The organism is Eubacterium oxidoreducens, from assembly GCF_900104415.1.
Lineage (GTDB): Bacteria > Bacillota > Clostridia > Lachnospirales > Lachnospiraceae > Eubacterium_C > Eubacterium_C oxidoreducens.
In genome coordinates, this window is the sequence record NZ_FMXR01000014.1 from 37,764 (window position 1) to 60,486 (window position 22,723).

19 protein-coding genes and 2 tRNA genes are annotated in these 22,723 nt (G+C 40.5%); 1 reads left to right on the forward strand and 20 read right to left on the reverse strand.

Going from position 1 to position 22,723, the window contains the following annotated elements:
• Positions 1-8: 8 nt before the first annotated feature.
• From purN to BLS20_RS09770, 11 genes are all read right to left on the reverse strand, one after another.
• A complete protein-coding gene (purN, locus tag BLS20_RS09720; RefSeq protein WP_090174179.1) occupies positions 9-635 on the reverse strand; it encodes a phosphoribosylglycinamide formyltransferase in 627 nt (208 codons plus the stop codon).
• Positions 629-1,654: a phosphoribosylformylglycinamidine cyclo-ligase gene (gene purM, locus BLS20_RS09725; RefSeq protein WP_090174180.1), complete on the reverse strand. Its 1,026-nt coding sequence runs from the start codon at positions 1,652-1,654 to the stop codon at positions 629-631. Before purM ends, purN begins: the two co-directional genes overlap by 7 nt.
• A gap of 16 nt (positions 1,655-1,670) precedes the next feature.
• Complete coding sequence (gene purE, locus BLS20_RS09730) at positions 1,671-2,180, reverse strand: 5-(carboxyamino)imidazole ribonucleotide mutase (protein ID WP_090174181.1); 510 nt, start codon at positions 2,178-2,180, stop codon at positions 1,671-1,673.
• 4 nt (positions 2,181-2,184) lie between these two features.
• Positions 2,185-4,251 carry an aminopeptidase gene (locus BLS20_RS09735; protein WP_090174182.1) on the reverse strand — a complete coding sequence of 689 codons (2,067 nt, stop codon included), beginning with the start codon at positions 4,249-4,251 and terminating at the stop codon, positions 2,185-2,187.
• A 33-nt stretch (positions 4,252-4,284) separates the two neighbouring features.
• Positions 4,285-4,482, reverse strand: a complete 198-nt coding sequence (locus tag BLS20_RS09740; RefSeq protein ID WP_090174183.1) for a hypothetical protein — start codon at positions 4,480-4,482, stop codon at positions 4,285-4,287.
• A 158-nt stretch (positions 4,483-4,640) separates the two neighbouring features.
• Positions 4,641-4,714: transfer RNA gene (locus BLS20_RS09745), tRNA-Met, on the reverse strand.
• 38 nt (positions 4,715-4,752) lie between these two features.
• A tRNA-Val gene (locus BLS20_RS09750) sits at positions 4,753-4,825 on the reverse strand.
• A 248-nt stretch (positions 4,826-5,073) separates the two neighbouring features.
• Complete coding sequence (locus tag BLS20_RS09755) at positions 5,074-6,468, reverse strand: GntP family permease (RefSeq protein ID WP_090174184.1); 1,395 nt, start codon at positions 6,466-6,468, stop codon at positions 5,074-5,076.
• Positions 6,469-6,807: 339 nt separating this feature from the next.
• On the reverse strand, positions 6,808-7,191 hold the full coding sequence (locus tag BLS20_RS09760) for a hypothetical protein (protein ID WP_090174185.1): 384 nt from the start codon (positions 7,189-7,191) through the stop codon (positions 6,808-6,810).
• A gap of 10 nt (positions 7,192-7,201) precedes the next feature.
• Positions 7,202-7,990 (reverse strand): hypothetical protein, encoded by a 789-nt coding sequence (locus BLS20_RS09765; RefSeq protein WP_090174186.1) that lies wholly within the window; start codon positions 7,988-7,990, stop codon positions 7,202-7,204.
• A gap of 80 nt (positions 7,991-8,070) precedes the next feature.
• The gene (locus BLS20_RS09770) at positions 8,071-8,973 is read right to left on the reverse strand and encodes a LysR family transcriptional regulator (protein WP_090174187.1); all 903 of its coding nucleotides are present in this window, start codon (positions 8,971-8,973) and stop codon (positions 8,071-8,073) included.
• A gap of 131 nt (positions 8,974-9,104) precedes the next feature.
• On the opposite strand from BLS20_RS09770, the gene BLS20_RS09775 reads away from it, so the two are divergent.
• Complete coding sequence (locus BLS20_RS09775; protein WP_090174188.1) at positions 9,105-9,908, forward strand: glycogen debranching protein; 804 nt, start codon at positions 9,105-9,107, stop codon at positions 9,906-9,908.
• Between the two features lie 103 nt (positions 9,909-10,011).
• Here the strand turns inward: BLS20_RS09775 and BLS20_RS09780 are convergent, their stop codons facing one another.
• The 9 genes from BLS20_RS09780 to scfA all read right to left on the reverse strand — a co-directional run bounded on the left by BLS20_RS09780 (position 10,012) and on the right by scfA (position 22,663).
• Positions 10,012-10,479 carry a hypothetical protein gene (locus tag BLS20_RS09780; RefSeq protein ID WP_090174189.1) on the reverse strand — a complete coding sequence of 156 codons (468 nt, stop codon included), beginning with the start codon at positions 10,477-10,479 and terminating at the stop codon, positions 10,012-10,014.
• A 205-nt stretch (positions 10,480-10,684) separates the two neighbouring features.
• Complete coding sequence (locus BLS20_RS09785) at positions 10,685-14,488, reverse strand: phosphoribosylformylglycinamidine synthase (RefSeq protein ID WP_090174190.1); 3,804 nt, start codon at positions 14,486-14,488, stop codon at positions 10,685-10,687.
• Between the two features lie 36 nt (positions 14,489-14,524).
• Entirely contained in the window at positions 14,525-16,906 is a 2,382-nt protein-coding gene (locus BLS20_RS09790; protein WP_090174191.1) for an ATP-dependent DNA helicase, read from the reverse strand.
• An 89-nt stretch (positions 16,907-16,995) separates the two neighbouring features.
• On the reverse strand, positions 16,996-17,226 hold the full coding sequence (locus BLS20_RS09795) for an HPr family phosphocarrier protein (RefSeq protein ID WP_341443216.1): 231 nt from the start codon (positions 17,224-17,226) through the stop codon (positions 16,996-16,998).
• A gap of 100 nt (positions 17,227-17,326) precedes the next feature.
• Complete coding sequence (locus tag BLS20_RS09800) at positions 17,327-18,061, reverse strand: hypothetical protein (protein WP_090174192.1); 735 nt, start codon at positions 18,059-18,061, stop codon at positions 17,327-17,329.
• Position 18,062: 1 nt separating this feature from the next.
• A complete protein-coding gene (locus tag BLS20_RS09805) occupies positions 18,063-18,407 on the reverse strand; it encodes an Hpt domain-containing protein (protein WP_090174193.1) in 345 nt (114 codons plus the stop codon).
• 299 nt (positions 18,408-18,706) lie between these two features.
• Positions 18,707-20,974 (reverse strand): protein translocase subunit SecD, encoded by a 2,268-nt coding sequence (gene secD / locus BLS20_RS09810; protein WP_090174194.1) that lies wholly within the window; start codon positions 20,972-20,974, stop codon positions 18,707-18,709.
• 22 nt (positions 20,975-20,996) lie between these two features.
• Complete coding sequence (gene scfB / locus BLS20_RS09815) at positions 20,997-22,358, reverse strand: thioether cross-link-forming SCIFF peptide maturase (protein ID WP_090174195.1); 1,362 nt, start codon at positions 22,356-22,358, stop codon at positions 20,997-20,999.
• A 161-nt stretch (positions 22,359-22,519) separates the two neighbouring features.
• On the reverse strand, positions 22,520-22,663 hold the full coding sequence (gene scfA, locus BLS20_RS09820) for a six-cysteine ranthipeptide SCIFF (protein WP_090174196.1): 144 nt from the start codon (positions 22,661-22,663) through the stop codon (positions 22,520-22,522).
• Positions 22,664-22,723: the final 60 nt, after the last annotated feature.

The window sequence follows — 22,723 nt, forward strand, 5'->3', positions numbered from 1 at the left end:
GTCCCCTTTTATTTCGAAATATTTACCTTGTTACCATTAACTGTTACCTTATCATTCGCAATCAAATCAATTGCCTGCGGAAGCAACTTCCACTCCGCCTGTTCCATGACACGTCTTTGTAATGTTTCCGGCGTATCATCTTCTTGTACCTCAACGGCTTTTTGCAGGATAATCGGTCCTCCGTCTGTTTCTTCATTTACAAAATGAACCGTTGCTCCTGTCAGCTTTACGCCTCTTTCCAGCGCGCCTTCATGCACTTTGAGTCCGTAAAATCCAGTTCCGCAAAATGCCGGAATCAGTGATGGATGCACATTAATAATGCGACTTCGAAATGCTTCTATCATCTTTGGCGGTATGACAACCAAAAAGCCTGCCAGCACAACCAAATCAATCTCCAAATCCAACAATTCCTGCAATAATGCATCTTCAAACTCACAGCGCTGATCATAATCCTTCGGAGAAATACATTTTGCTGTAATTCCATGTTTTTTGGCGCGTTCGAGCGCATATGCATTCTTATTGTTACTGATGACGCAGGCAATCTGTGTGTTTGTAATTTTCTTTTCTTCTACTGCATCTATAATTGCCTGCAGATTCGTTCCGCCGCCGGATACCAGCACAGCCACTCTTAACATAAAGTAACTCCTTTTTCTCCATTTTCAATATGTCCAACAATATAAGGGGTCTCTCCGGCAGCTTTAATTGCTTCCATCGTACGATCTACATCTGCTTTATCCACTGCCAAAATCATACCAAGTCCCATATTGTATGTATTGTACATCATCTGCTCTTCAATCTTTCCTTCTGATGCAATCAGATCAAAAATCGGAGGAATTGGATAAGAATCCTTTTTCACTACAGCACGAATTCCTTCCGGAAGCATACGCGGAATATTTTCATAGAATCCGCCTCCCGTAATATGACTGCAAGCTTTGATCGTTACGCCTGCCTCGCGAACACTTCTCAGTGCCTTTACATATATTTTAGTAGGTTCAATCAATGCTTCTCCTAATGTCTTTCCAAGAGAATCATGATACGTATTTAATGTTTCCTGATCCATTCTAAACACTTTACGCACAAGTGAAAATCCGTTGGAATGAACGCCGGAAGACGCCATACCAATGAGCACATCATCTTCCTTTAGCGACTTGCCTGTGATGATATTCTTTTCATCAACCACACCGACCGCAAATCCTGCAAGATCATACTCATCTTCCGGATAAAATCCCGGCATTTCTGCTGTTTCTCCACCAATTAAAGCTGCATTAGACTGCTTACAACCTTCCGCTACACCACTTACGATTGTCGCAATTTTTTCCGGATAATTCTTACCGCATGCAATATAATCCAGAAAGAATAACGGTTCTCCGCCTGCACATGCAATATCATTTACACACATTGCAACGCAATCAATACCAACGGTATCATGCTTATCCAATAAGAACGCGAGTTTCAGTTTTGTTCCCACACCATCAGTTCCGGATACCAATGTCGGTTTTTCCATATCTTTAAACTGACTCATGGAAAAAGCGCCTGAGAACCCACCAAGGTTTGTCAAAACCTCAGGGCGCATGGTCTCCTGAACATGTTTCTTCATCAGTTCCACCGACTTATAACCGGCTTCAATATCTACTCCTGCATTCTTGTAATCCATTAATATATCCTCCGTTTTATTTATCAAGGTATTTTTTGTAACCAATTTCCTGAAGACGTGCATCCTTTGCCTGCACCTGTTCTTTCAGATCCTTGGAATATTTCTTTAATTTATCAAGAAGCGCTGCATCAGATGTCGCTAGTATCTTCGCTGCCAAAAGTCCTGCATTGGCGCCTCCGTTAATTGCAACTGTCGCAACCGGAATTCCGGATGGCATCTGCACAATGGAATAAAGCGAATCTCTTCCTCCGAGCGATGTCGTATGCATCGGTATTCCGATTACCGGCATCGGAAAGATTGCTGCACACATTCCCGGCAAGTGAGCTGCCATTCCTGCGCCTGCAATAATCACCTTAAAGCCTTTTTCTTCCGCTGTTTTCGCATACTCAAAAAACACATCCGGCTCTCTATGTGCAGAAATAATTGTCATTTCATACTCAATCCCAAGCTGTTCTAAAATATCTGCAGCCTTTGCCATAATCGGCATATCCGAATCAGATCCCATAACAATTCCTACTTTAGCCATTCTTTTATCCTCCTAGTGGTTCATTTAACAATTCTGTTCCGGGTACAACAAATAACCCGTCCCGAATAATATCCTCTTTAGTTCCATCCCGTCTGATAACTGTAATCGATTCAAGTTCATCAAATGGAATCGTAATATCGGTATGACAGTTAAAATATGCCGCACAAGGGTCTTGTTTTCTCCTTGCGGATACTTCATTTTCCTTAGCGACAATCTCCTTGCCATCTGCATTATAGACGCGTATATCCTCCGCATAAGAATAACAGGTATCGCCAATTGCAAAATGCGGACCTGTCTTTTCCGCAATCAAAATCGGTAATCTATCAAAGATTCCGAACTTTTTCCCCATTTGGTATGCAATCGTATTGGTACCGATTGCGAATTCTCCCATCGGCAATGCTTCATGTCCAAACAACAGATTTTCTTTCAAAAACTTTTGATTTACTTGTTCATCCTCAAAGTTATCACAATCAAGACTCGTTGTCATTCCATCTTCAAAGTTCACCTTTAAATTCTCATATCGAAGGCCATTTAAAAAGACCTCACTAACATGCAAAATTCCATTTGTTCCCTTAAGCACCGGCGATGTAAACACCTCGCCTACCGGAATATTGACGTCCGCTACACAATTTTCAAATGCGGTCTGCTTCTCGCAATCTTCTAGTGGATAGATTGCTACTGTAAGAGAAGTTTCATTCGCATCTTTTCCGGTTATCTGCACCTCTTTCGCCTGATTCAGCACATCAATCATCTTTTGCTGAATCGTCAAATAAGTCTCATAATCCAGTGTGTTGATTTTGATTGTTTCCTTAAATATTTTGTCAAAATCCTTACCGATCTTCGGAATTGGAAAAGCAATAATTGTATAACTTCTCTCGCTTCCAATTATATACTGATTCACTAATTGACTCGCTGCACTTTGATATGTCACATGCTCATCAAGCTGTTCTTTTGAAAATGTAATTCTCTGCGGTGTCTCCTTTGGCGTAAAAGGTTCTTCTCCAAAAACCTCAATGACAGCCGGGCCAGCCATCTTTTCTGCCAGTTCCTTATGATTTTCATAAGCCGTCTTCATCACTTCAAGACGCCTTTTTGCAAAGGATTTATCAAAATACAGTCCCATATCAAATTGATGGTCATAATCATACTGCGGATTTGGACTGCTTGAATAACAACCATTTTTAGAAATCCGAATTCCCTCGTGTGAAGAAATACGTTCTCGAAACACCGTCGGCTTTAGATTCAATTTTTCCAAATTATCCACCGCTTTTTTAACCATTCTCTCAAAGCCAATCGGATAATAAATCATGGTTGTTTTCTTCTTGGACAAATCTTTTCCTGTCACTTCAAAGCCAATTCGGTACCCTTCTGTAAACGTATCTGCCATCTGCTGGATTTCATCTTGCGAAAGTGTATTCATATAAGCAGCCATCTGTCTTTCATTCTCACTGATATACGATCCATAATAGTAAAGATAAGAAAGATCTTTAAGGTCTTTTGTCATAATTATTTCCGTAAAGAAATCCTGACGAGCATCAATATTCGACACAACCGCATCGGTTACGAACCACTCAATATAATCATGGAAAAACCAGTAAATGCTCATCCGCACTTCCTTTAAATCCACTTCTTGTTCTTCAAACAAATTATAGATTTCCACAAATAATTCTGCATAAATCGTAAGATACGCTTTTTTTCGTTCAAAGGCATACGAAATCATGCATCGAAGCTGCGCTTGCAAAAAGCTCAATAAGCTTCCCATCTGGGCCCCAAACTTCGATACCGCATATGTAGGATTGGCATAACTGCGCTCGTAATTCTCCGGCAAAATATCTTCATAAAGTTCATGATTATCCTTCTCAAGTTCCTCTATGCTCTTATCAAAATACTTTCCCGTTTCAATTTCTTCATACAGCTCCAAAATCCGCTCAATAAATGCTGCATTAAATGCAAAAAAATCCGATGCCGTCGCATGACGTTCATCCTTAATTTGTATTATCCGTTCTTTGATCAGTTCATAACGCTCAAATGCTTGTTCATTGCGTTGCTTATACTGATTTAAATACTCCATATCCAATCGCCTTGCGGCTTACTCCTGTCCATATTACTTCGTAAGGCTTTCTTTCACTTTCGAAATTGTGCCTTTTACTTTCTTGCCAACGGACTCTTTTGTCTGATTTTCCTCACCATCGTAGTCAATAAAACAAGTCCCATCCGAAAAATGTTCAAATAACTTATAAGCTAAATATCCAAGAACTGCAATTGCTGCAATCACGCAAATTCCTCTTGTGAATTTTTTCATGACATTTCCTCCTCGTAAAGGCTGCAAAAAAGGTTAATCACATAATCTCCCTATTATTATCTATACAGAGGTATTATACTACTTTTCATTCACATTGTACAAGGAATAACCAAAAAAGAAAAAGTCTGAAATCGATATACTCTTTCAGACTTTCCAAGTAGCGAGAGGGGGACTCGAACCCTCGACACCACGGGTATGAACCGTGTGCTCTAGCCAGCTGAGCTATCTCGCCATATTTATGAAATTAAATATCTAAATAAGATATCTAAATGGGACCTACAGGGCTCGAACCTGTGACCCTCTGCTTGTAAGGCAGATGCTCTCCCAGCTGAGCTAAGATCCCATGTGCCGTGCCGCTCGTTTTGACCGACTTCGTTAGTATACTATTCCGTCCGTCCTAAGTCAAGCACTTTTTTCATATTTTTTATTTTTTGTTATTTTACTTGTTCAAAGCACATATATGATAGATTCCTTAGAGCAATAAATGATCCTCAATATTGCCAACACCTAAACAGCTATTATCATGGATTTCGAGCGCCACACAAAGCAGCGCCCGATTCCGATTTCCTATTCCAATATTCCAATAATTCCCTATGCCAATCCAGGTGCAACCGTAAGAACAATTGCACAAAGAACAGTACCAACCAAAGTCATAATAACCGTCTGCAAGAACATAGGACCATATGCATCCTTGATTTTAACCTGCGCCAGCCCTGTCGTAAGAAGAATCAATCCGTTAACAGGAAGCGTCTCAAATGTCGATACTGCGATTGCGGACACACGAGCCAATGCCGCCGGATTTACGGCCGGCACCTCAACCCATATATAAGCAGCTGCCACCATCGGAAGCGCAATTCCAAGTGCTGCCGGCGGTGATGATGTAAATGCTACGACGATAATACAAAGGACAATTCCCATAACAAGCGGCGCCATGCCAGTTCCAAAGAGTGTACCAACAAGTCCGTTAAATGCATCCGTGTGCTGTACAACAGCTGCAAATCCCGCCGCTGAACAAAGAGTCATAATTGCAGTTGCACCATTTGTCGCTCCAATATTCAGTGATCCTAACACTTTACCTGACCAGCCAAAGAATCCCTTTCTTTCATGATCTTTGAAATATGGTGCATGAAGCAAAACCGCTGAGGCAATACCACAAACAAGTGCTAATGATGCATTCTGCACGATTGCAAACAGCAAGAATACAATCACAAGCGGAAGAAGTGACAGCCAAAAGTTTGGAAGTTTCACCTTATCGTCTTCCGGAAGCGGCTGACAAGTTCCCCACTCAAATTTTTCACCCTTCTTAATTGCTCTTACAACAAATGATGAGCAAATGAAGTAAATTCCAACTTCGATGACTATAAAACTGATAAATCCAGGAATCGGTGCTGCTCCCGGGCTAGTCTCAAGAATACTCATACAAATGATATTGTTAATACTAAGCACGAACGGTGCTGAGTTTGCACCACAGCTAAGCGCCAGCATTGCCGGTACATAACGTCTTGGAATATCAATTCTGTGAGCCATATACATTGCGATTGGGAACGTTGCGAAGATTGCAACGAATCCATCTACGCCACCGTATGTTAGGATACATTCAATGATAAGCATAATCAAAACCGCTCTTCTCGCCTGCTTAATCTTATCTTCCTGTTTCATAACAAACTTGTTAACGAGTGTCTTTGCAATGGATTGCGCCGCTCCACTGTCTCCTAATACCTTTCCAAAGATACCTCCTAGAAAAACAGTTGGAAATACTGCCGTAATCATTCCACACAATCCACCGATTTCCCATACACCGGTTGCCTGGTTTTCTTCTACGGCACCTACAAACAAACTGGTAAAAGCCTCTGTTGCATTCAGTCCGTTTGTTACTGCAACGATTACACCACAAAGCGGTGCAAGATACAGTACCGATACGTTTTTGTATGCACCATACAAAAAGATTGCAAGTGCAACAATAATACCAATAATTCCGATAGCCATAATCATACCTCCTCTTACTTTTACTATCCAAAATTATTATACAAAAAAGAGCGCCAAAACCGGATTCACTTATTGCATGTGCTCATTCGGTTTTACACGCTCTTTGATATTTTTTCACAATAATTTATATTGTTTTTACATTCACTTTATACTTTTTTTACACTTTCTGTAGATCTGCATTTACTTCTCGCATACCTGCATTCATTTTTTAAAGTCAAGACTCGCTCGCGAGTCTTGTGCGCCGGATTCGGGTCTGCTTCAGCAGACAAATTCCTGTCCGAATCCGTGCGCATCCTCGCGGAGCGTTGAACTCAGTCGGAGCTTGTACCCCGACTGAGTTCAACTTCTGGTGGCTATATACCAAACCACCATAATCACAAGTACCACCGCTGCTCCAATTCTTGCATACAAGGTTCTTTTATCAAACTTCCCCGGTACAGAGGCTACCTCTTTTGGACCGTCCCAGGTATTAGAAAAGCGATCTACGTTCTTGATCCATTCCTCTCGAATTGCTTTTGCAGTCTCAAGATCTTGTCGATCTACCAAAATCTCTTCTCCAAAGTTTCGCATGGACATCAAAAAATTACCATGTTCTCCCGATCCAATCTTTCTCCTTAGGTAATGGACTCTTTGCGCTGCCAATTCCGCAGATAACGAATCTGCTGCCTGCGTTGTATAAACCGCAATCAGAACTTCCATTCCATTACTATCTTTTTTTGCCATTTTTTACTCCTTAGTAATATAGCGGGCTAAATGTCTTCGTAAAATCATTATCCGGCGATTCCAAAATAAAGGTATGAATAAAATCATCTCCCGGCTTTAGAAACGGAAATCTATCCGACGAAGCCCATTTTGGTTTGGTAAATGCCGGCGGATTCTTAATCAGTGCATTTGTCCAATCATCATTACATTCAAACCAAAGTTCACTCAATCGATCCCAATGTCTCATAAAGTTCGCAAGCTTTTTTCCGCCTTCTTCTTTATTATCTTCCGTTGTAATTGGAAGAGGACTTCCTTCAAATTCAATCGCCTTATGAGAAAAGAAACGAATCAGCCCCGGCATTTTCATTATTTCTTTTGCCTGTGTTTCAAGAAAAAAACGATCACACTCCTCTTTATCAGCGCCAATCGGATAGCGATAGGCAATTACCCATCTAAGAATCGGATGCTGCTCGTAAGACCAGTCGCTTCCAAGAAAATCTTCCGTTGGTTCAGCCGGAATGTGTACGATGTCTGCCTTTATTACATTGTCACACGGCTCCGGCGTCATTCCAATCAAGCCTTTAGAGCCACGTCTTTCATGAAAGTCATATGCCCAGTTTTCATGAATCCGATACGTATATAAACCCGCATCGATTGCCTCCTTCGGTGCCGGAACCGGTCGATAAAGCAGATATCGATTGGTCCACGGATATTGTGTTAACACATCCGGCACATGAGATCTTCGAAACCATCGTTCCATCGCCGGTCTCGCATTTTCATCCAGCAAATTATGAAATATCACCATTTTTTCCATTGTCATAATAATACACCTCCACAATTATTATACCGATTTCCTTAACTTATCTGGATTTAATAATTGCATAAGCGACTATACTTTTATCATACATACGCCGGAAAATACTCTTTTACGCAATCGCAGAATTGTTTTATGCATGGATTCGTATTATTTGCACCCCAAAACAGTTTCTGCACTGCTTTTACAACCCCCTCTTCAAAAGGAATCATCAGCACATCTTTTGGCACAACCGGTAATACGAAAGGATCCATAATTCCATATCCATCTCCCATTCGAATATGAAACAGTGTGGTATTTGTGGAATCCACATAACGCGTATCAATTTCATCTCGCTGATAATAGGATGTAATTGATTTCAAATGTTTTCTCTGACTTTCCGTATTTGCCGCAACCGGTGCCCAATGAATCTGATTGTCAAAAAAATCTTCCACCTTAAGATCTTTTTTTCTAGCCAATGGATTTCGTATACCGTAATACAAAAACGAAGAAGCTTCTCCTACGTACATGGAGTTTAACTTTTCCGTTCGAACCAATTCCATCTCATGTGATAGCAGCACATCAATTGCACCGTCCTCTAAATCATTTGCAAAATCCGTAAAAGGTTTTCCCACATAAGTGATATCTACTTTCGGATAACGTTTTCCAAATACATCTATTACGCTTAGGAGACTATCCGGAACTCCTATATCTGATATGAATCCCAATACCAAATGTCCTTGATTTCCTTCCCTAATTGATGCAATCTCTTTGTAGCCGCGTTCCATAATCCGTTGCACTTTCTCAAAACTCTTTCTTAAGACTTCTCCCTCCGGAGTAAGTTTCACAAAATTACTGCCCCTAACGAACAAAGAACATCCTGTCTCTTCCTCCAAAAGAGCCATTTGCCTCGACACCGTCGGCTGGGACATAAACAACCGTTCTGCCGTAATCGTAAAGCTTTCCGTTCTGGCCACTTCCAGATAGATTTCCATTTGCTTTGATGTCATAATTCACCTCCCAAATACTCCTACTTAACATTATACGGATTATGTATCTATATTACCAATACTTTTTCCCTTCTTGCCTCGCACCATCTCTTTCGATATACTTTAGGTATCAAAAGAAAGAAGAGTGATGTATGAAGACAAATACTAATTATATTCCTAATGCAGGGCAGACTCATTTGCCTGCCAAAGACAATATTAACATTGACCTTGTACCATTTGTTCCGCCTGCCAAACCTAATCCACTTTTATCCAAGGTCGAATTAACCGATGAAGCTATTGCAAAGGGCTACGAACTCCCTTCTCAAAAGCAGCATTTTCTCCCGGGTATAACTTCAAAGATGCTTGACTGGTTTTGGGCCAATATGGAAAAAGGGTATTACTTATGGGCACCCGGCTCTCATAAAAAATTCACCTGGATTAAATCTCCCCAAGAATACGGATTTGAAGATTCGGTTCATATGATTGCCGAAACTGTCGGCAAGGGGATTCCGGTATTTGGCGGCGAAGGAGTAGAAATCCATCGACTACATCTTACGGATTTTTTCCCGCTTAAGACCTGTTTAAAACATGTCATTTGCGAAGGTGTATTTAATGATATCGGGGAACTTGTAGATTCCACAATTCATATGTGGGAAGATGTACCGGGCGGATGCGTTCATATTACTGCAACGGTTACCAACAGCCGCTGCACCATGCCACCAGGATTCATCCTCGATATGTTAAAAGAGAATCCGGACTTTAAACCAACTCCCAACTGGGCAACTGATCATGAGGATTACGAAGCAAGCCAATGGCCGATCTTTCTTCCAACGCTTTATGAACTTTGGAAAAATCATCCGGATCCTTCTCAAAATGTCCCATGTAATCTCGAATGCTACATGGGCGATGATGGTAAGTATCATTACGTTGCCCAAAACGGACCTGTTCACATCTAACAAAAAGCTGCTGCACATACCCGTGCAACAGCTTTTTTATCATCCAACTTTTCGCAATCATTTCTTGACGCTTTATTCCAATTTGTGCCACCTCTCAAAGGAACTATTCTTCTTTTCGTATCATTTGTTTTTTTAATCGATACAGCAAAGGGAGCAATAATAATACAAGGAAAAAAGAATGAACCAGTGTCCGACCGCAGCCTCCATAATTTACAATTCTTGTAATTGTATTATCAAAATCCTCATTGCAGATGAGGAAGAAAAATGCTGCTGAAAAAAATGCTCCTGAAGCCAATACTGCCTTTATCGAAAAGCTGATTGCATCAATGCTTTCTTGCAGCTGTTTTTTGCTCGCAGATGCATCCCCTAAAAGCACAAAACTTTTCCAAAACGATATAAAATTGCCTCCCACAAATAAAGCAACAAAAGTCACAATTAGAATCAATGCAAAATCATATAACGTAAATAGTTCTGTCAGCGCATTCGTTATATCTGTATATACTAGCGCAATAATAATCACCACATAAATAATGGCATACACAATTCCTAACTTTGTTTTTTGTTTTTTCATAATTAATCTCCTCCGCTTTCTATAAAATATCAAATGGATTCGTGCCCCCACCTCCCCTTTTATTTGCAGGCTATTTATCATTTTCCACTTGATACTATTATTTTATCAAAAAAAAAAAAAAAAAAAATAATAATAATAATAAATAAAAAGACGCCGCCTGTACAATACAAAGCGGCATCCACATATCATATCTGTAAATAAGTTTTTATTTGAAATATTCTACTCCTGACTCAAACAATTCCATATTCTGTTTTCCATAAATATTAATGGCAACATTTTTTCCTCGTCGTTCTGAGTGCGCCATCTTTCCAAGCACTCTACCATCCGGAGAAGTAATTCCTTCAACAGCCAGATAAGAACCATTCACATTCCATTCCTCGTCTGTCGTCGGTTTTCCGAATGCATCCACATATCTTGTAGCAATCTGACCTTCATCAAAAAGCTTTTGCAATACTTCTTGCGGTGCAACAAATCGACCTTCTCCATGAGAGGCAGGATTCACAAATGTATGACCTAGCGGTGCTTTCATAAGCCATGGCGACTTATTCGAAACAACCTGCGTATATACCATCTTAGAAATATGACGACCTACCGTATTATAAGTCAAAGTCGGAGAGTTCTCATCCTGCGCACGAATTTCACCATAAGGAACCAGCCCCAGCTTAATCAGAGCCTGGAATCCATTACAGATTCCAAGTGCCAATCCATCTCTTTCATTCAAAAGCTTCATTACAGCTTCTTTCATCTTCTCATTACGAAATGCTGTAGCAAAGAACTTCGCAGAACCTTCCGGTTCATCACCGGCAGAAAATCCACCAGGGAACATCAAAATCTGTGACTGGCGAATTGCCTTTGTAAATTCCTCAACAGAATCTCTGATGTCCTGCGCATTTAAATTCTTAAACACCTTAACGATAACATCTGCACCGGCCTCTTTGAATGCTCTTGCAGAATCATACTCGCAATTTGTTCCAGGAAATACCGGTATAAATACCGTTGGCTTCGCCACTTTATGTTTACATACATAAATCTTCTCTGCTTCAAAATGTGGATCTCCAAGCTGCTTGCGCACTTGTGACTCTCTTGTCGGATAAACTCCTTCAAGTCTCGAAGTCCAAACTTCTATCGCATCTTCAAGCTCAATCACTTCTGCTTTATATTTAATATTCTTTTCAAAATTCGTATGAGCAATTACACTAACATATTTTTCTAAATTAGCACGGCGAATCACATCCTTAAGACCGGCCACCTTTGCTGCCGGAACTTCTGCTACAAGATTACCAAATCCAGGCATAAAGGTTTTCTTGGCATCCAAATCAGACTCAAATGTAAGTCCAATCTTATTACCAAAGGACATCTTCGCAAGAGCTGCTGCAATACCATAAGCATCAACCGCATAAGCAGAAGTAATGGCACCTTCTCGAACAAGCTGTGTAAAAGTTTCATATAAATCCTTAACCTGCTCAAAATCAGGAAGATCATATTCATCTTTCTTAATTTCAAATAAGACAATGGCCGAATCCATTCTCTTAAGTTCCGGTGTAATAATGTCACTGCCATTTGCAACATCCACACTGAAAGAAACAAGTGTAGGCGGAACGTCAATCTCATTAAAGCTTCCGGACATGGAATCCTTACCGCCGATAGAAGCAAGGCCAAGACCAATCTGTGCCTTATATGCACCCAGGAGTGCACTAAATGGCTGACTCCAACGCTTAGGATCTTCTGTCATGCGTTTGAAATATTCCTGGAAGGTAAAATGAATTTTCTTATAATCGCCACCGGTTGCCACAATTCTTGCTACAGATTCTAATACCGCATATACTGAGCCGTGATATGGACTCCACGAAGACAGTTTAGGTTCAAATCCATAAGCCATCATCGAAACAGCATCTGTGGTACCGTTTTGAACAGGAATTTTTGCCACCATACTCTGTGTTTCTGTCATCTGATATTTACCACCATATGGCATAAGCACACTGCCGGCTCCAATTGATGCATCAAACTGTTCTACAAGTCCCTTTTGCGAGCAGACATTTAAGTCCACCAAAGTATTCATCCAGGCACTGTAGAATTCATCATCCTCTAAAGACTCTTCAACTTCTTTAATGGCAATCTTATTTAAGAAATTCTCTTCTTGTTTTGGAATTTCAACTTCCACACTGGTCTCTTGATGAGCTCCATTTGTATCTAGAAAACTTCTTTTCAAATTCACGATTTCCTTGCCACGCCAGGTCAAGATCAGTCTAGGTTCTTTTGTTACCACTGCAACCTCAGTCGCCTCAAGATTCTCTTCCTTGGCATATGCCAAAAATTGCTCTACGTCTTTTGGATCAATCACAACCGCCATACGCTCTTGAGACTCAGAAATCGCAAGTTCGGTTCCATCAAGACCGGCATACTTCTTTGGAACCTTATCCAGATTAACCTTCAGTCCATCTGCAAGTTCCCCAATCGCTACCGAAACACCACCTGCGCCAAAGTCATTACATTTCTTTATCAAAAAGCTGACTTCTTCACGTCTAAACAATCTTTGAATCTTACGTTCTGTCGGCGCATTACCCTTTTGAACTTCTGCACCGCATGTATCAAGCGATTCTGACGTATGCGCTTTAGAAGATCCGGTTGCGCCACCGCAACCATCGCGTCCTGTTCTTCCACCAAGAAGAATGATGATATCACCCGGATCCGAATTCAGTCGCTGCACTGCACGTCTTGGAGCAGCGCCCATTACAGCACCGATTTCCATTCTCTTTGCAACATAATCCGGATGGTATACTTCCTTAACATAACCGGTTGCCAGTCCAATCTGGTTACCATATGAACTGTATCCTCTGGCTGCTTCTGTCACGATTTTTCTTTGTGGCAACTTACCGCTCATAGTATCCTCAACCGGAAGTGTCGGATCTGCTGCGCCCGTAACGCGCATCGCCTGATAGACATAAGTACGTCCGGAAAGCGGATCTCTGATTGCCCCGCCAAGACAAGTTGCAGCTCCACCAAACGGCTCGATTTCTGTTGGATGATTATGTGTTTCATTCTTAAAGTTTACAAGCCACTCTTCTTCCTTACCATCTACTTCAATCGGAACTACAATACTGCAGGCATTAATTTCATCCGATTCTTCCTGATCGGTCATTTTGCCTTCCGCTTTTAATTTCTTCATCGCCAAAAGTGCGATGTCCATAAGGCAGACAAATTTATCATCTCTGCCTTTATATAATTCTTTATGGGTATTCAGATAATCCTGATAGGTTTCTTCAATTGGTTTCTTGTAATAGCCATTTCCAAACTTCACGCTCGAAAGTTCTGTTGAAAATGTTGTATGACGACAATGATCTGACCAATAGGTATCTAGCACACGAATCTCTGTCATAGACGGATTTCGCTTTTCATCATTGGCAAAATAATTATGAATATGCTTAAAATCTTCGAAGGTCATTGCCAGTCCAAGACTCTCATAAAGCTTCTTAAGCTCCGCATCTGACATTTTTATAAATCCATCAAAAACCAGCACATCCGCAGGTTCTTCATAATCTACTACCAAAGTATCCGGCTTTTCCTCGAGTGCACATCTTGAGTCAACCGGATTAATGCAATGATCCTTAATTGCCTCTAATTGTTCCTCCGTCAAATCCCCTTTTATCACGTAGGTAGTTGCTGTATGAATAACCGGTTCTTCGTCTTCTGCCAACAGTTTTACACATTGCTGTGCAGAATCCGCTCTTTGATCAAACTGTCCCGGCAAATACTCCACACTAAAGACCTTGCCGCCTGCAGCATCAAAGGTCTCCTCATATACATGATCCAGCGGTGGCTCAGAAAATACCGTTACCAATGCCTTTTGATATGTTTCATCCGATACATTTTCAATATCATAACGAATCAGTTCGCGAACCTTTGTAACTTCTTCAATTCCAAGATAATTACGAATCTCAGCCTTCAACTCTCTTGCCTTTACTGCAAAGGCTGTTTTCTTTTCCACATAGATACGTCTGACGTTACCCATTCGTTTATCCTCCTTAATCGTCTTAAGACACATTACTTATATCATACCTTCTTCGTCTTCAATTCGCAATAACGAAGTCTTCCAAAAATTCTCTAATTTTCCTTTAAAATTTGTTAGATTGCATACCTGCCTGTGCGACCACTCCATCGGGAATAACCCTTGCATATCATTTCTCATAAACCGTTCATCCAAAAGCAAAATAACCCCATAATCTTCCTTTGTGCGAATCACCCTGCCGGCCGCCTGCAGCACCTTTGTCATCCCCTCATAGGTATATGCATAATCAAATCCGTTTTTTCCTTGTTCGCTGTAATAATTTTTCAAAATATCTCGTTCATTGCATACCATAGGCAACGCCGTTCCGATAATTGCGGCTCCAATCAGACGGCTTCCTTTTAGATCAATTCCTTCCGAAAATATTCCGCCCAAAACACAAAATGCAAGCAAAGATTGATTTCTTTTCTTCTCAAACGCTTCCAAAAACTCTTCCCTGTCCGCTTCTAACATGCGCCGCTCCTGCACAACCACTTCTACCTGCTTTGCTTCTTCAAGGTTCATAAACACTTCGTAAACCTGACGCATCATCTTATAAGATGGGAAAAATGCAATATAATTTCCTTGTTTAGAAAGCGCCATTCCTTTTAGATATTCTGCGAAGTGTTCGAACTCTTCCCTCGTCCGGCGTGAATACAAACTACTCACATCTGCTCCGACCAAAACGCAGCTTTGTTCTTTTGAAAATGTGCTCCTTGCATAGATTGCATAGGGATTTTCATATGTGCTAAGCAGATGCTTGTAATATTGAATTGGCAGAAAAGTTGCCGAGAAAAATATCACGCCTCTTCCTCGATCTAAGTAGGATTTTAGATTGCTTGCTGTATCTACACAAAAAAGATGCAATGCAAATTCATCCTCCGGTGTGATTTCCGAATAAATCACGTAGTTTTCATCCAAAAGGTCATAAATCATCATAAACCCACGAAGTGTCATATAAAATTCTACCACTTCTTCTTTTCCTGCAAATTCATCACTTTCTCTTAAAAATTCATCCATCGTACTTGCAAGACGAAGCAACTTGAATATAAGCTCGTTAATCTGCTCATGTACCATATAACCATCACACTGTCGTTTCCATTCTAAAAGCACCTTATTACAAGCTTCTAACTGCTTTGTGATTTTCTTGTTATGAGAATTCAAGATCTTCTTGACACGCAAAAAATCTTCTTTTATCAACGTCGCGCTGTACATTTCCCTGGCGCGATTCACCAAATTGTGTGCTTCGTCGACCAAAAACAGATGATCGCCCTTACTACCTTCTGAAAAAAATCGTTTCAAATGTGCATTAGGATCAAATGCATAATTATAATCGCATACGATATCATCCGCCCACTGCGCAAGATCTAATTGAAATTCATAAGGACATACTTTATATTCTTCTGCTGCCTTTTGTATCTGCTTACGAAGAAAGACGTCCTTCGTTGTCCACACATGAAAAAGGGCATCATTCACCCGATCAAAGTGACCTTTTGCGTACATACACGCCTGAGGATTGCAGAGCATATCGTCCATCGGACAGATTTTCTCCTTGGCCGTTATCTCAAGCAGCTTTCCTGCGTATCCATGGTCTTTTAATACGTAAAATGCTTCTTTTGCCACACTTTTTGTAATCGTTTTGGCTGTCAAATAAAAGATCTTATCCCCATAGCCTTCTCCCACAGCCTTTACCGCCGGAAAAACACATGCCATTGTCTTTCCTGCTCCGGTAGGCGCCTCAACAAATAGCTGCGCGCCCTCTTCAAGCGTTCTGTAAACCGCCGCCGCAAGCTGCTTTTGTCCCTCTCGATAAGGGAACGGAAATTGCAGTTTCTCGATTGATGCTCTTCTTTGTTCTTTTTGGTGCATCTGTTCTACTGCCCAGCGGTCATATTCCAGAACCAGATTCATAAACCACGATTCTAATTCCTCTGCCGAATAAGTATATGTAAAATACTTAATTTCTTCTTCGTCTCTTCCTAAACTTGCATATGTCATCTGCACCTTGATGCATTCCTGGTCAAATAATCTCACATACATATACGCGTAACATTTTGCCTGAGCTAGGTGGATTGCCACCGGTTCTTCCATTTTCATAACATCGCAAAACATTCCCTTAATTTCATCGATTATCACCGGGTCTTCTTTTATTATTCCGTCGGCTCTTCCTTCTAAGGAAAGAATATATTCCTCTCTACACACTTCTATCTTAAGTGGCACCTCTGCTTCATAGGTCGAACCCATACTTTTTTGGATTCTTCTGTGCAACTTAGCCCCTTCAAGCATTGCCTGTGTCTGCCCTGATTTTGATATTCTTTGGTCAATATCTCCGCTTCTCATCAAAAACTCAAGGAAATTTCGAACCGATATTCTAATCTTCTCCATAACCGCCTCACAAAGAACGAAAACTTCTTTCTAACTTTCTATTATAAAAAAAGGAGAATCATCCATGATTCTCCTTAACATGCTTTCTATTATGACATAACAGCAAACTTCTTCAGAACTTTCTCAAATTCCTCATTCTGACCTCTGCATGTCACATCAAGTACTCTTGAATAGCCTAATCCCATCATCCCTAAAATCGACTTCGCGTCAATGATAATATGACCAAATCCTGCGTCAATATCAAAATCACACTTGCCGGCTGCACCAACAAACTCTTCAACATCACCTGGTGCACCAAGTCGGATCTTCCATCTGTTCACAATTATGGCTCCTTTCAAATGAATTAACTACTCACTTGATGGTCATTATACTACGCATAGATATAGCACACAAGATGTACTTTGCTCCCAATATCTGGTACTATCTACACTGCCTTATATAAAACAATGCAAGCATATTCTCGAATACATTTAAGGCCATACTTCCTTTTTGGATTTTCGCCGCTTTGACGGCGTCTTTGATATCATCCAAATCAACATCATCAAAATCCACTTCATCAATCGAAAGTTTATACGCATAATTCACATCATTGCGTTCTTTTTCCTTTCCCGCAATCAAAGAATGATATACCTGAAACACATTTGCCGTAAGATTGGTCATCGTATTATACAATTCATCCGCATCGATATTTTCAACCATTGTATCTGTCTTCTTTTTAAATAATCCCGATGACGGTACCTCAAGTTTTGAAATCCAAGTGTCAATCTGCGACACTGTTACATTAATTCGGTCTGCAAGTTCCGGCGTCTTCGTTACCTTTTCCACTTTTTTTAGTTGCAACAGCTCCTTTAGACCACATAAATAGAAGTAATCAAGCACCCATTGATTCGAGGCATTCTTCGTCTTACAAGATGCCGAAAAATCACGTAGCCTGGTCAGCACAAATGTTTTCATAAAATCCGTATCATCAAAACTGCGATCTAGAAGCGTCATCACTTCTTCAGCCGAAACCGGATCATTACTAAGTAATTTTCCCAAAACACTGCTGATTTTATCCTCGAGAAATTCGCGTATTTCACTTACAAAAAAATCATGCAGCACTTCTGCCGGCATTTCCTCTATCATTCCATCATAAAATTCATTTACAATCACCATGTCACAATACCTCCTGTCTCAATCGCTCGTATTCTTTCTCAACTTCTAGATACAATCGCATCATATCTTCAGCATTCTCTGTTCTAAGCGGTTCTACTTCTTCAATCAGTCTTTCATAGAGCGGCGTAAGCCCGAGATTTCCGGCAACTCCTTTTAGCGCATGTGAATGTAAAAAAGCAGTATGTGTATCTCCTGCCTCAACTGCTTCTTTTAACTTGCACATCGTTTGATCCTCCAAAAAATCATCCAGACATTTCTTATACAAATCAACATCCCCAAGAAAACGTTCCAATGTACCTTCTACATCTGCCCCATAATTTTTCAATTTTAATACGAACCCGTCCATAAAAACCCCTTCATCTCCTCCAAATATTCCTGTCTCATCCCGCACAACTCAGCATAGAATCCATGTCGTCTCCGCTGGCATGTTTTACATGCATAATACTAATACTATTTTCCCATGTTTTTTTATTAATTATAACACTTCCTGAAAATATCTCAACCAAAACAGAACGTCTCTTGCGGCTTAATATTGTTGCAATTTCTTTTCGCGCAAGTATGCATGCTACGCAGCGTGTTTTAAAAGAAAAGCCCAATCAGATTGCATGATAACCTGATTGGGCATATAAGACTCACATACCGTTTTTATCTTCTTTTCTTTTTCTTACGTTTTTGAGAAACAAGCTCTTTCTTTGGCTCCGTTTCTTCTTTTTCTGTTTTTTGTTCCTCTTTCGGTTGCTTCACAGCTTTTGGTATTCTTACCAGCTTTTCCTTACCGATATGCAACTTAAACGAGAACCAAAGTCCCGATGCAATTGCGATTGAAGAATACGTACCACTGATAATACCTACGATTAATGGCAATGCAAAATCCTTAATCGTTGCCACTCCAAGAAGATATAATACAAATACCATAACAAATGTAGTCAAAGAAGTCATAATCGAACGCGTAATCGTCTGCGTAATACTCTTATTACCAATTTCCATTACGGCATCCGCATCCTTTTTCTCTCTTGCATTTGTCAGGTTCTCTCTGAATCGGTCAAAGATTACGATGGTATCATTGATGGAATAACCAATCAGCGTCAACATACATGCAATAAATGTACTTCCGACTGAAATTCTCGTCAGCGCATAACAGGTAAGTACAATCAAAATATCATGTACCAAAGCAAGTACTGCTGAAGAAGCATATCGAATATCCTTAAATCTAAACCAGATATAAATCAGCATTAAGATTGCAGCTATAATAACCGCCCATAATGCATCGCTTCTCATTTCCGAACTGATGGTAGAACTGATATTTGTATATTGAATATCTTCCTCTGCTACTCCAAAGTTCTCCTGAAGCGCTGTGCTCAATTCCTCACGCTCTTCTAAGTCAAGCGTTCTAGTCTTAATCACAATCGCATTCGAATCGCTAACATTTTGCGTCTGAATCGCACTGTCATTGGTTACTTCACTGACAACCGGTACAACCTCAGACTCTAACTCTTCTACTGTATAGTCCTTATCCATCTCAACTGTTGTAGAGGTACCGCCAACAAATTCAAGGGAATAATTAAGTGCACCATTGCCCTGATTGCTTTGGTAACCCATATAACCGAATCCGATTACGATAATCACAATCGAAACAAGGAAATAGATTCTTCTTTTTCCAATAAAATTAATGGTCTTTCTTGCTTTCGCTTTCCGATAAGCACGCTCATTCTTAACCCCAAGGCCATAGAATGATAACATCAAAATTCTAGAAATAACCAGTGCTGTAAACATAGAAAGAACAATACCAATCGCAAGTGTTGCAGCAAATCCTCGCACGGAACCAGAACCTCTTGCTCCTAACACAGCTGCAGCAATTAATGTTGTAATATTACCATCTACAATTGCCGAAAGTCCCTTCTTAAATCCGCTTTTTATTGAAACAAGCACGCTGTGGTCAGCTGCAAGCTCCTCTCTGATACGAGCAAATATAATAACATTTGCATCTACTGCCATACCAATCGACAAGATGATACCGGCAATACCCGGAAGCGTAAGCGTTACATCAAAGACATTAATAACACTTACCACCAATGCGGTATAAAGTGCAAGTGCAATTGCTGCAACCACACCCGGAACAGCATAAAATATAATCAGTAAGATCATTACAATCGCAAGACCAATTGCTGCTGCTTTTAAAGACGTACTAATCGCATCTGAACCAAGCTGTGCACTTACTACTTCTGACTGTACTTCTTCAAGCTCTACAGACAAAGAACCGATACGAATCATAGATGCAAGTTCTTCCGCTTCTTCATAGCTGTCCATACCTGTAATCTGCGCTGTTCCGCCTGTAATCTGACTTTGTACTGTCGGTGAAGAAATCGTCTCTCCATCATATACGATCGGGAGCTGCTGTCCCACATATTCACCGGTAATTTCTGCAAATGTTTCAGCCGCCTCATCTGTCAAGGTCAGCTCTACAACATAACCACTGTCATTGACATCACTTCCGGTAGATGCTGCCTGTGCATCGGCAATATCATCACCATCTAAGAACGCCTCTCCGTCCGGTGTTTGAAATTCCAATGAACCAGGTGTTCCAAGTTCTTCTAGCACCTCATTTGCATCGCTGACACCCGGAATCTCAATGGTAATTCTGTCATCCCCCTGCTGATATACGCTAGCCTCAGTACTGTAACTTTCAGCTCTTCGTTGCAGCTTGTAGATCGTATCTGCCATATCTTCCGATGATGGAGCTCCGTCTACTGCTTCATAAGTAATACTAACGCCACCTGCCAGATCCAATCCAAGCTTGATTCCGGCATCTTCCTTATCCTTGGTTGCTGACAAAACTCCGAAAGCATAATATCCAAGTGCTGCGATAATCGCTACAATGATGATAATCGCAACTATGCTCTTTGACTTTTTCATTGTTTTCCTTCTTCCTTCCTAGTTATAATTCCTGCGCTTTTGCTGCTTCTAACATAATCGCACATTCAATTCGTTTTTTTTGTAACTCGCACCCTACGTCATAGGCATCATGGATACTTCCATGAAAATTAAAGGAATTCGCTGCACAACCGCCGCTACAATAAAACTTTGCAAAACATTTTCTGCACTTTTCCTTCGAATATACGTTACAACTCTTAAACTCTGTCTGAAGATCTTTATTTTCAATTCCGGTAAATACCGTTCCCATCAAGAAATCTTCATTTCCCACGAATTGGTGACATGGATAGAGCTCTCCTGTTGGTGTAACTGCCAGATACTCTGTCCCAGATCCGCATCCTGACAAGCGTTTTGCCACACACGGGCCACCTTCTAAATCTATCATAAAATGGAAAAAATTAAAAGTCTTTCCTAACTGATTTCTCTTTCGCATTTCTGCTGCCAGACGATCATACTCATCAAATAATTTCGGAAGATCTTCCTGCGTAATTGCATAATCATCCTCCGGCTGCGCTACTACCGGCTCTACCGAGATCTGCTCAAACCCAAGATCTGCCAAATGAAGCACATCCTTAGCAAAGTCTAAGTTGTGATGGGTAAATGTCCCACGCACATAATAATTTTCCTGATTTCTGCTCTTGGCAAATTCTTTGAATTTAGGAACGATAATATCATAACTGCCGGCGCCTTTTGGGAACGGTCGCATGCGGTCATTGACTTCCTTACGCCCATCAATACTCATAACCACATTGCTCATTTCCCGATTGGCAAATTCCATGACATCCTCGTTTACCAGCGTACCATTTGTGGTAAGTGTAAAACGAAAATTCTTACCATGTAATTTCTCTTGCTCTCTTCCATAAGCAACCAGCCTTTTTACCACATCAAAATTCATCAGTGGTTCTCCGCCAAAGAAATCCACTTCCAGATTCCTTCTGCTACCCGAATTGGCAATCAAAAAATCAAGTGCCGCTTTGCCAACTTCATAGCTCATAAGTTCTCTTTTTTGACCATGATATTCCCCTTCTTCTGCAAAGCAATACTTGCAGGACAAGTTACAATCATGAGCAATATGAAGACATAATGCTTTTACAACTGTCGGTCTTTTGGAAAAGTCAAAAATATAATCTTCATATTCGTCTTTGGTAAAGAGCATTTCCTGATCAATCAGTTCTTGAATCTCTTCAAGTGCTTCTTTTAACTCTTCTTCGTCATAATGCTCGGATAATTTTTGTATTATTTGCTCCGTAGAATTTTCTTCATAAATCTCAAGCACATCATATACAACATCATCCACCACATGAATTGCACCACTGTTCACGTCTAGAACAATGTTAAAACCATTGTTTTTAAATTGATGTATCATCTCTTAAAATTACCTTTCTGAAAAAGCGGGTCTTATACACATCCTCGCGGAACTTTTACCACCGCCTAAGCGTATACCCCGACTGCGTTAAATAACGCAATAACAGACCGTATGAAACCATACGGCCTGTCTTAACATTCTTTTTTGTTTCTTCAAAATCCTTACTTGCTATGCTCGCAGCTTTGATTTCCTACTGTACAAGAAGTCTTGCAAGCTGACTGACAAGAAGTCTGGCACTCGCCACATCCGCCTTTTTTAACTGTATTTTGTAATCTCTTTGTATTTAATGTCTTTACATGTTTCATAAAGCACACTCTCCTTTATACTAAGCATTTAATTTTGTCTAGTATAACATACCGCCTTTT

Bases quoted from the DNA above. Each gene is read 5' to 3' on its own strand.
- BLS20_RS09760 (WP_090174185.1), bottom strand. From the start codon at position 7,191: ATGGCAAAAAAAGATAGTAATGGAATGGAAGTTCTGATTGCGGTTTAT.
- BLS20_RS09765 (WP_090174186.1), bottom strand. From the start codon at position 7,990: ATGACAATGGAAAAAATGGTGATATTTCATAATTTGCTGGATGAAAAT.
- BLS20_RS09770 (WP_090174187.1), bottom strand. From the start codon at position 8,973: ATGACATCAAAGCAAATGGAAATCTATCTGGAAGTGGCCAGAACGGAA.
- purM (WP_090174180.1), bottom strand. From the start codon at position 1,654: ATGGATTACAAGAATGCAGGAGTAGATATTGAAGCCGGTTATAAGTCG.
- BLS20_RS09735 (WP_090174182.1), bottom strand. From the start codon at position 4,251: ATGGAGTATTTAAATCAGTATAAGCAACGCAATGAACAAGCATTTGAG.
- purN (WP_090174179.1), bottom strand. From the start codon at position 635: ATGTTAAGAGTGGCTGTGCTGGTATCCGGCGGCGGAACGAATCTGCAG.
- scfB (WP_090174195.1), bottom strand. From the start codon at position 22,358: ATGATACATCAATTTAAAAACAATGGTTTTAACATTGTTCTAGACGTG.
- purE (WP_090174181.1), bottom strand. From the start codon at position 2,180: ATGGCTAAAGTAGGAATTGTTATGGGATCTGATTCGGATATGCCGATT.
- BLS20_RS09780 (WP_090174189.1), bottom strand. From the start codon at position 10,479: ATGAAAAAACAAAAAACAAAGTTAGGAATTGTGTATGCCATTATTTAT.
- BLS20_RS09755 (WP_090174184.1), bottom strand. From the start codon at position 6,468: ATGGCTATCGGAATTATTGGTATTATTGTTGCACTTGCAATCTTTTTG.
- BLS20_RS09805 (WP_090174193.1), bottom strand. From the start codon at position 18,407: ATGGACGGGTTCGTATTAAAATTGAAAAATTATGGGGCAGATGTAGAA.
- BLS20_RS09775 (WP_090174188.1), top strand. From the start codon at position 9,105: ATGAAGACAAATACTAATTATATTCCTAATGCAGGGCAGACTCATTTG.
- BLS20_RS09740 (WP_090174183.1), bottom strand. From the start codon at position 4,482: ATGAAAAAATTCACAAGAGGAATTTGCGTGATTGCAGCAATTGCAGTT.
- secD (WP_090174194.1), bottom strand. From the start codon at position 20,974: ATGAAAAAGTCAAAGAGCATAGTTGCGATTATCATCATTGTAGCGATT.
- BLS20_RS09785 (WP_090174190.1), bottom strand. From the start codon at position 14,488: ATGGGTAACGTCAGACGTATCTATGTGGAAAAGAAAACAGCCTTTGCA.
- scfA (WP_090174196.1), bottom strand. From the start codon at position 22,663: ATGAAACATGTAAAGACATTAAATACAAAGAGATTACAAAATACAGTT.
- BLS20_RS09800 (WP_090174192.1), bottom strand. From the start codon at position 18,061: ATGGTGATTGTAAATGAATTTTATGATGGAATGATAGAGGAAATGCCG.
- BLS20_RS09790 (WP_090174191.1), bottom strand. From the start codon at position 16,906: ATGGAGAAGATTAGAATATCGGTTCGAAATTTCCTTGAGTTTTTGATG.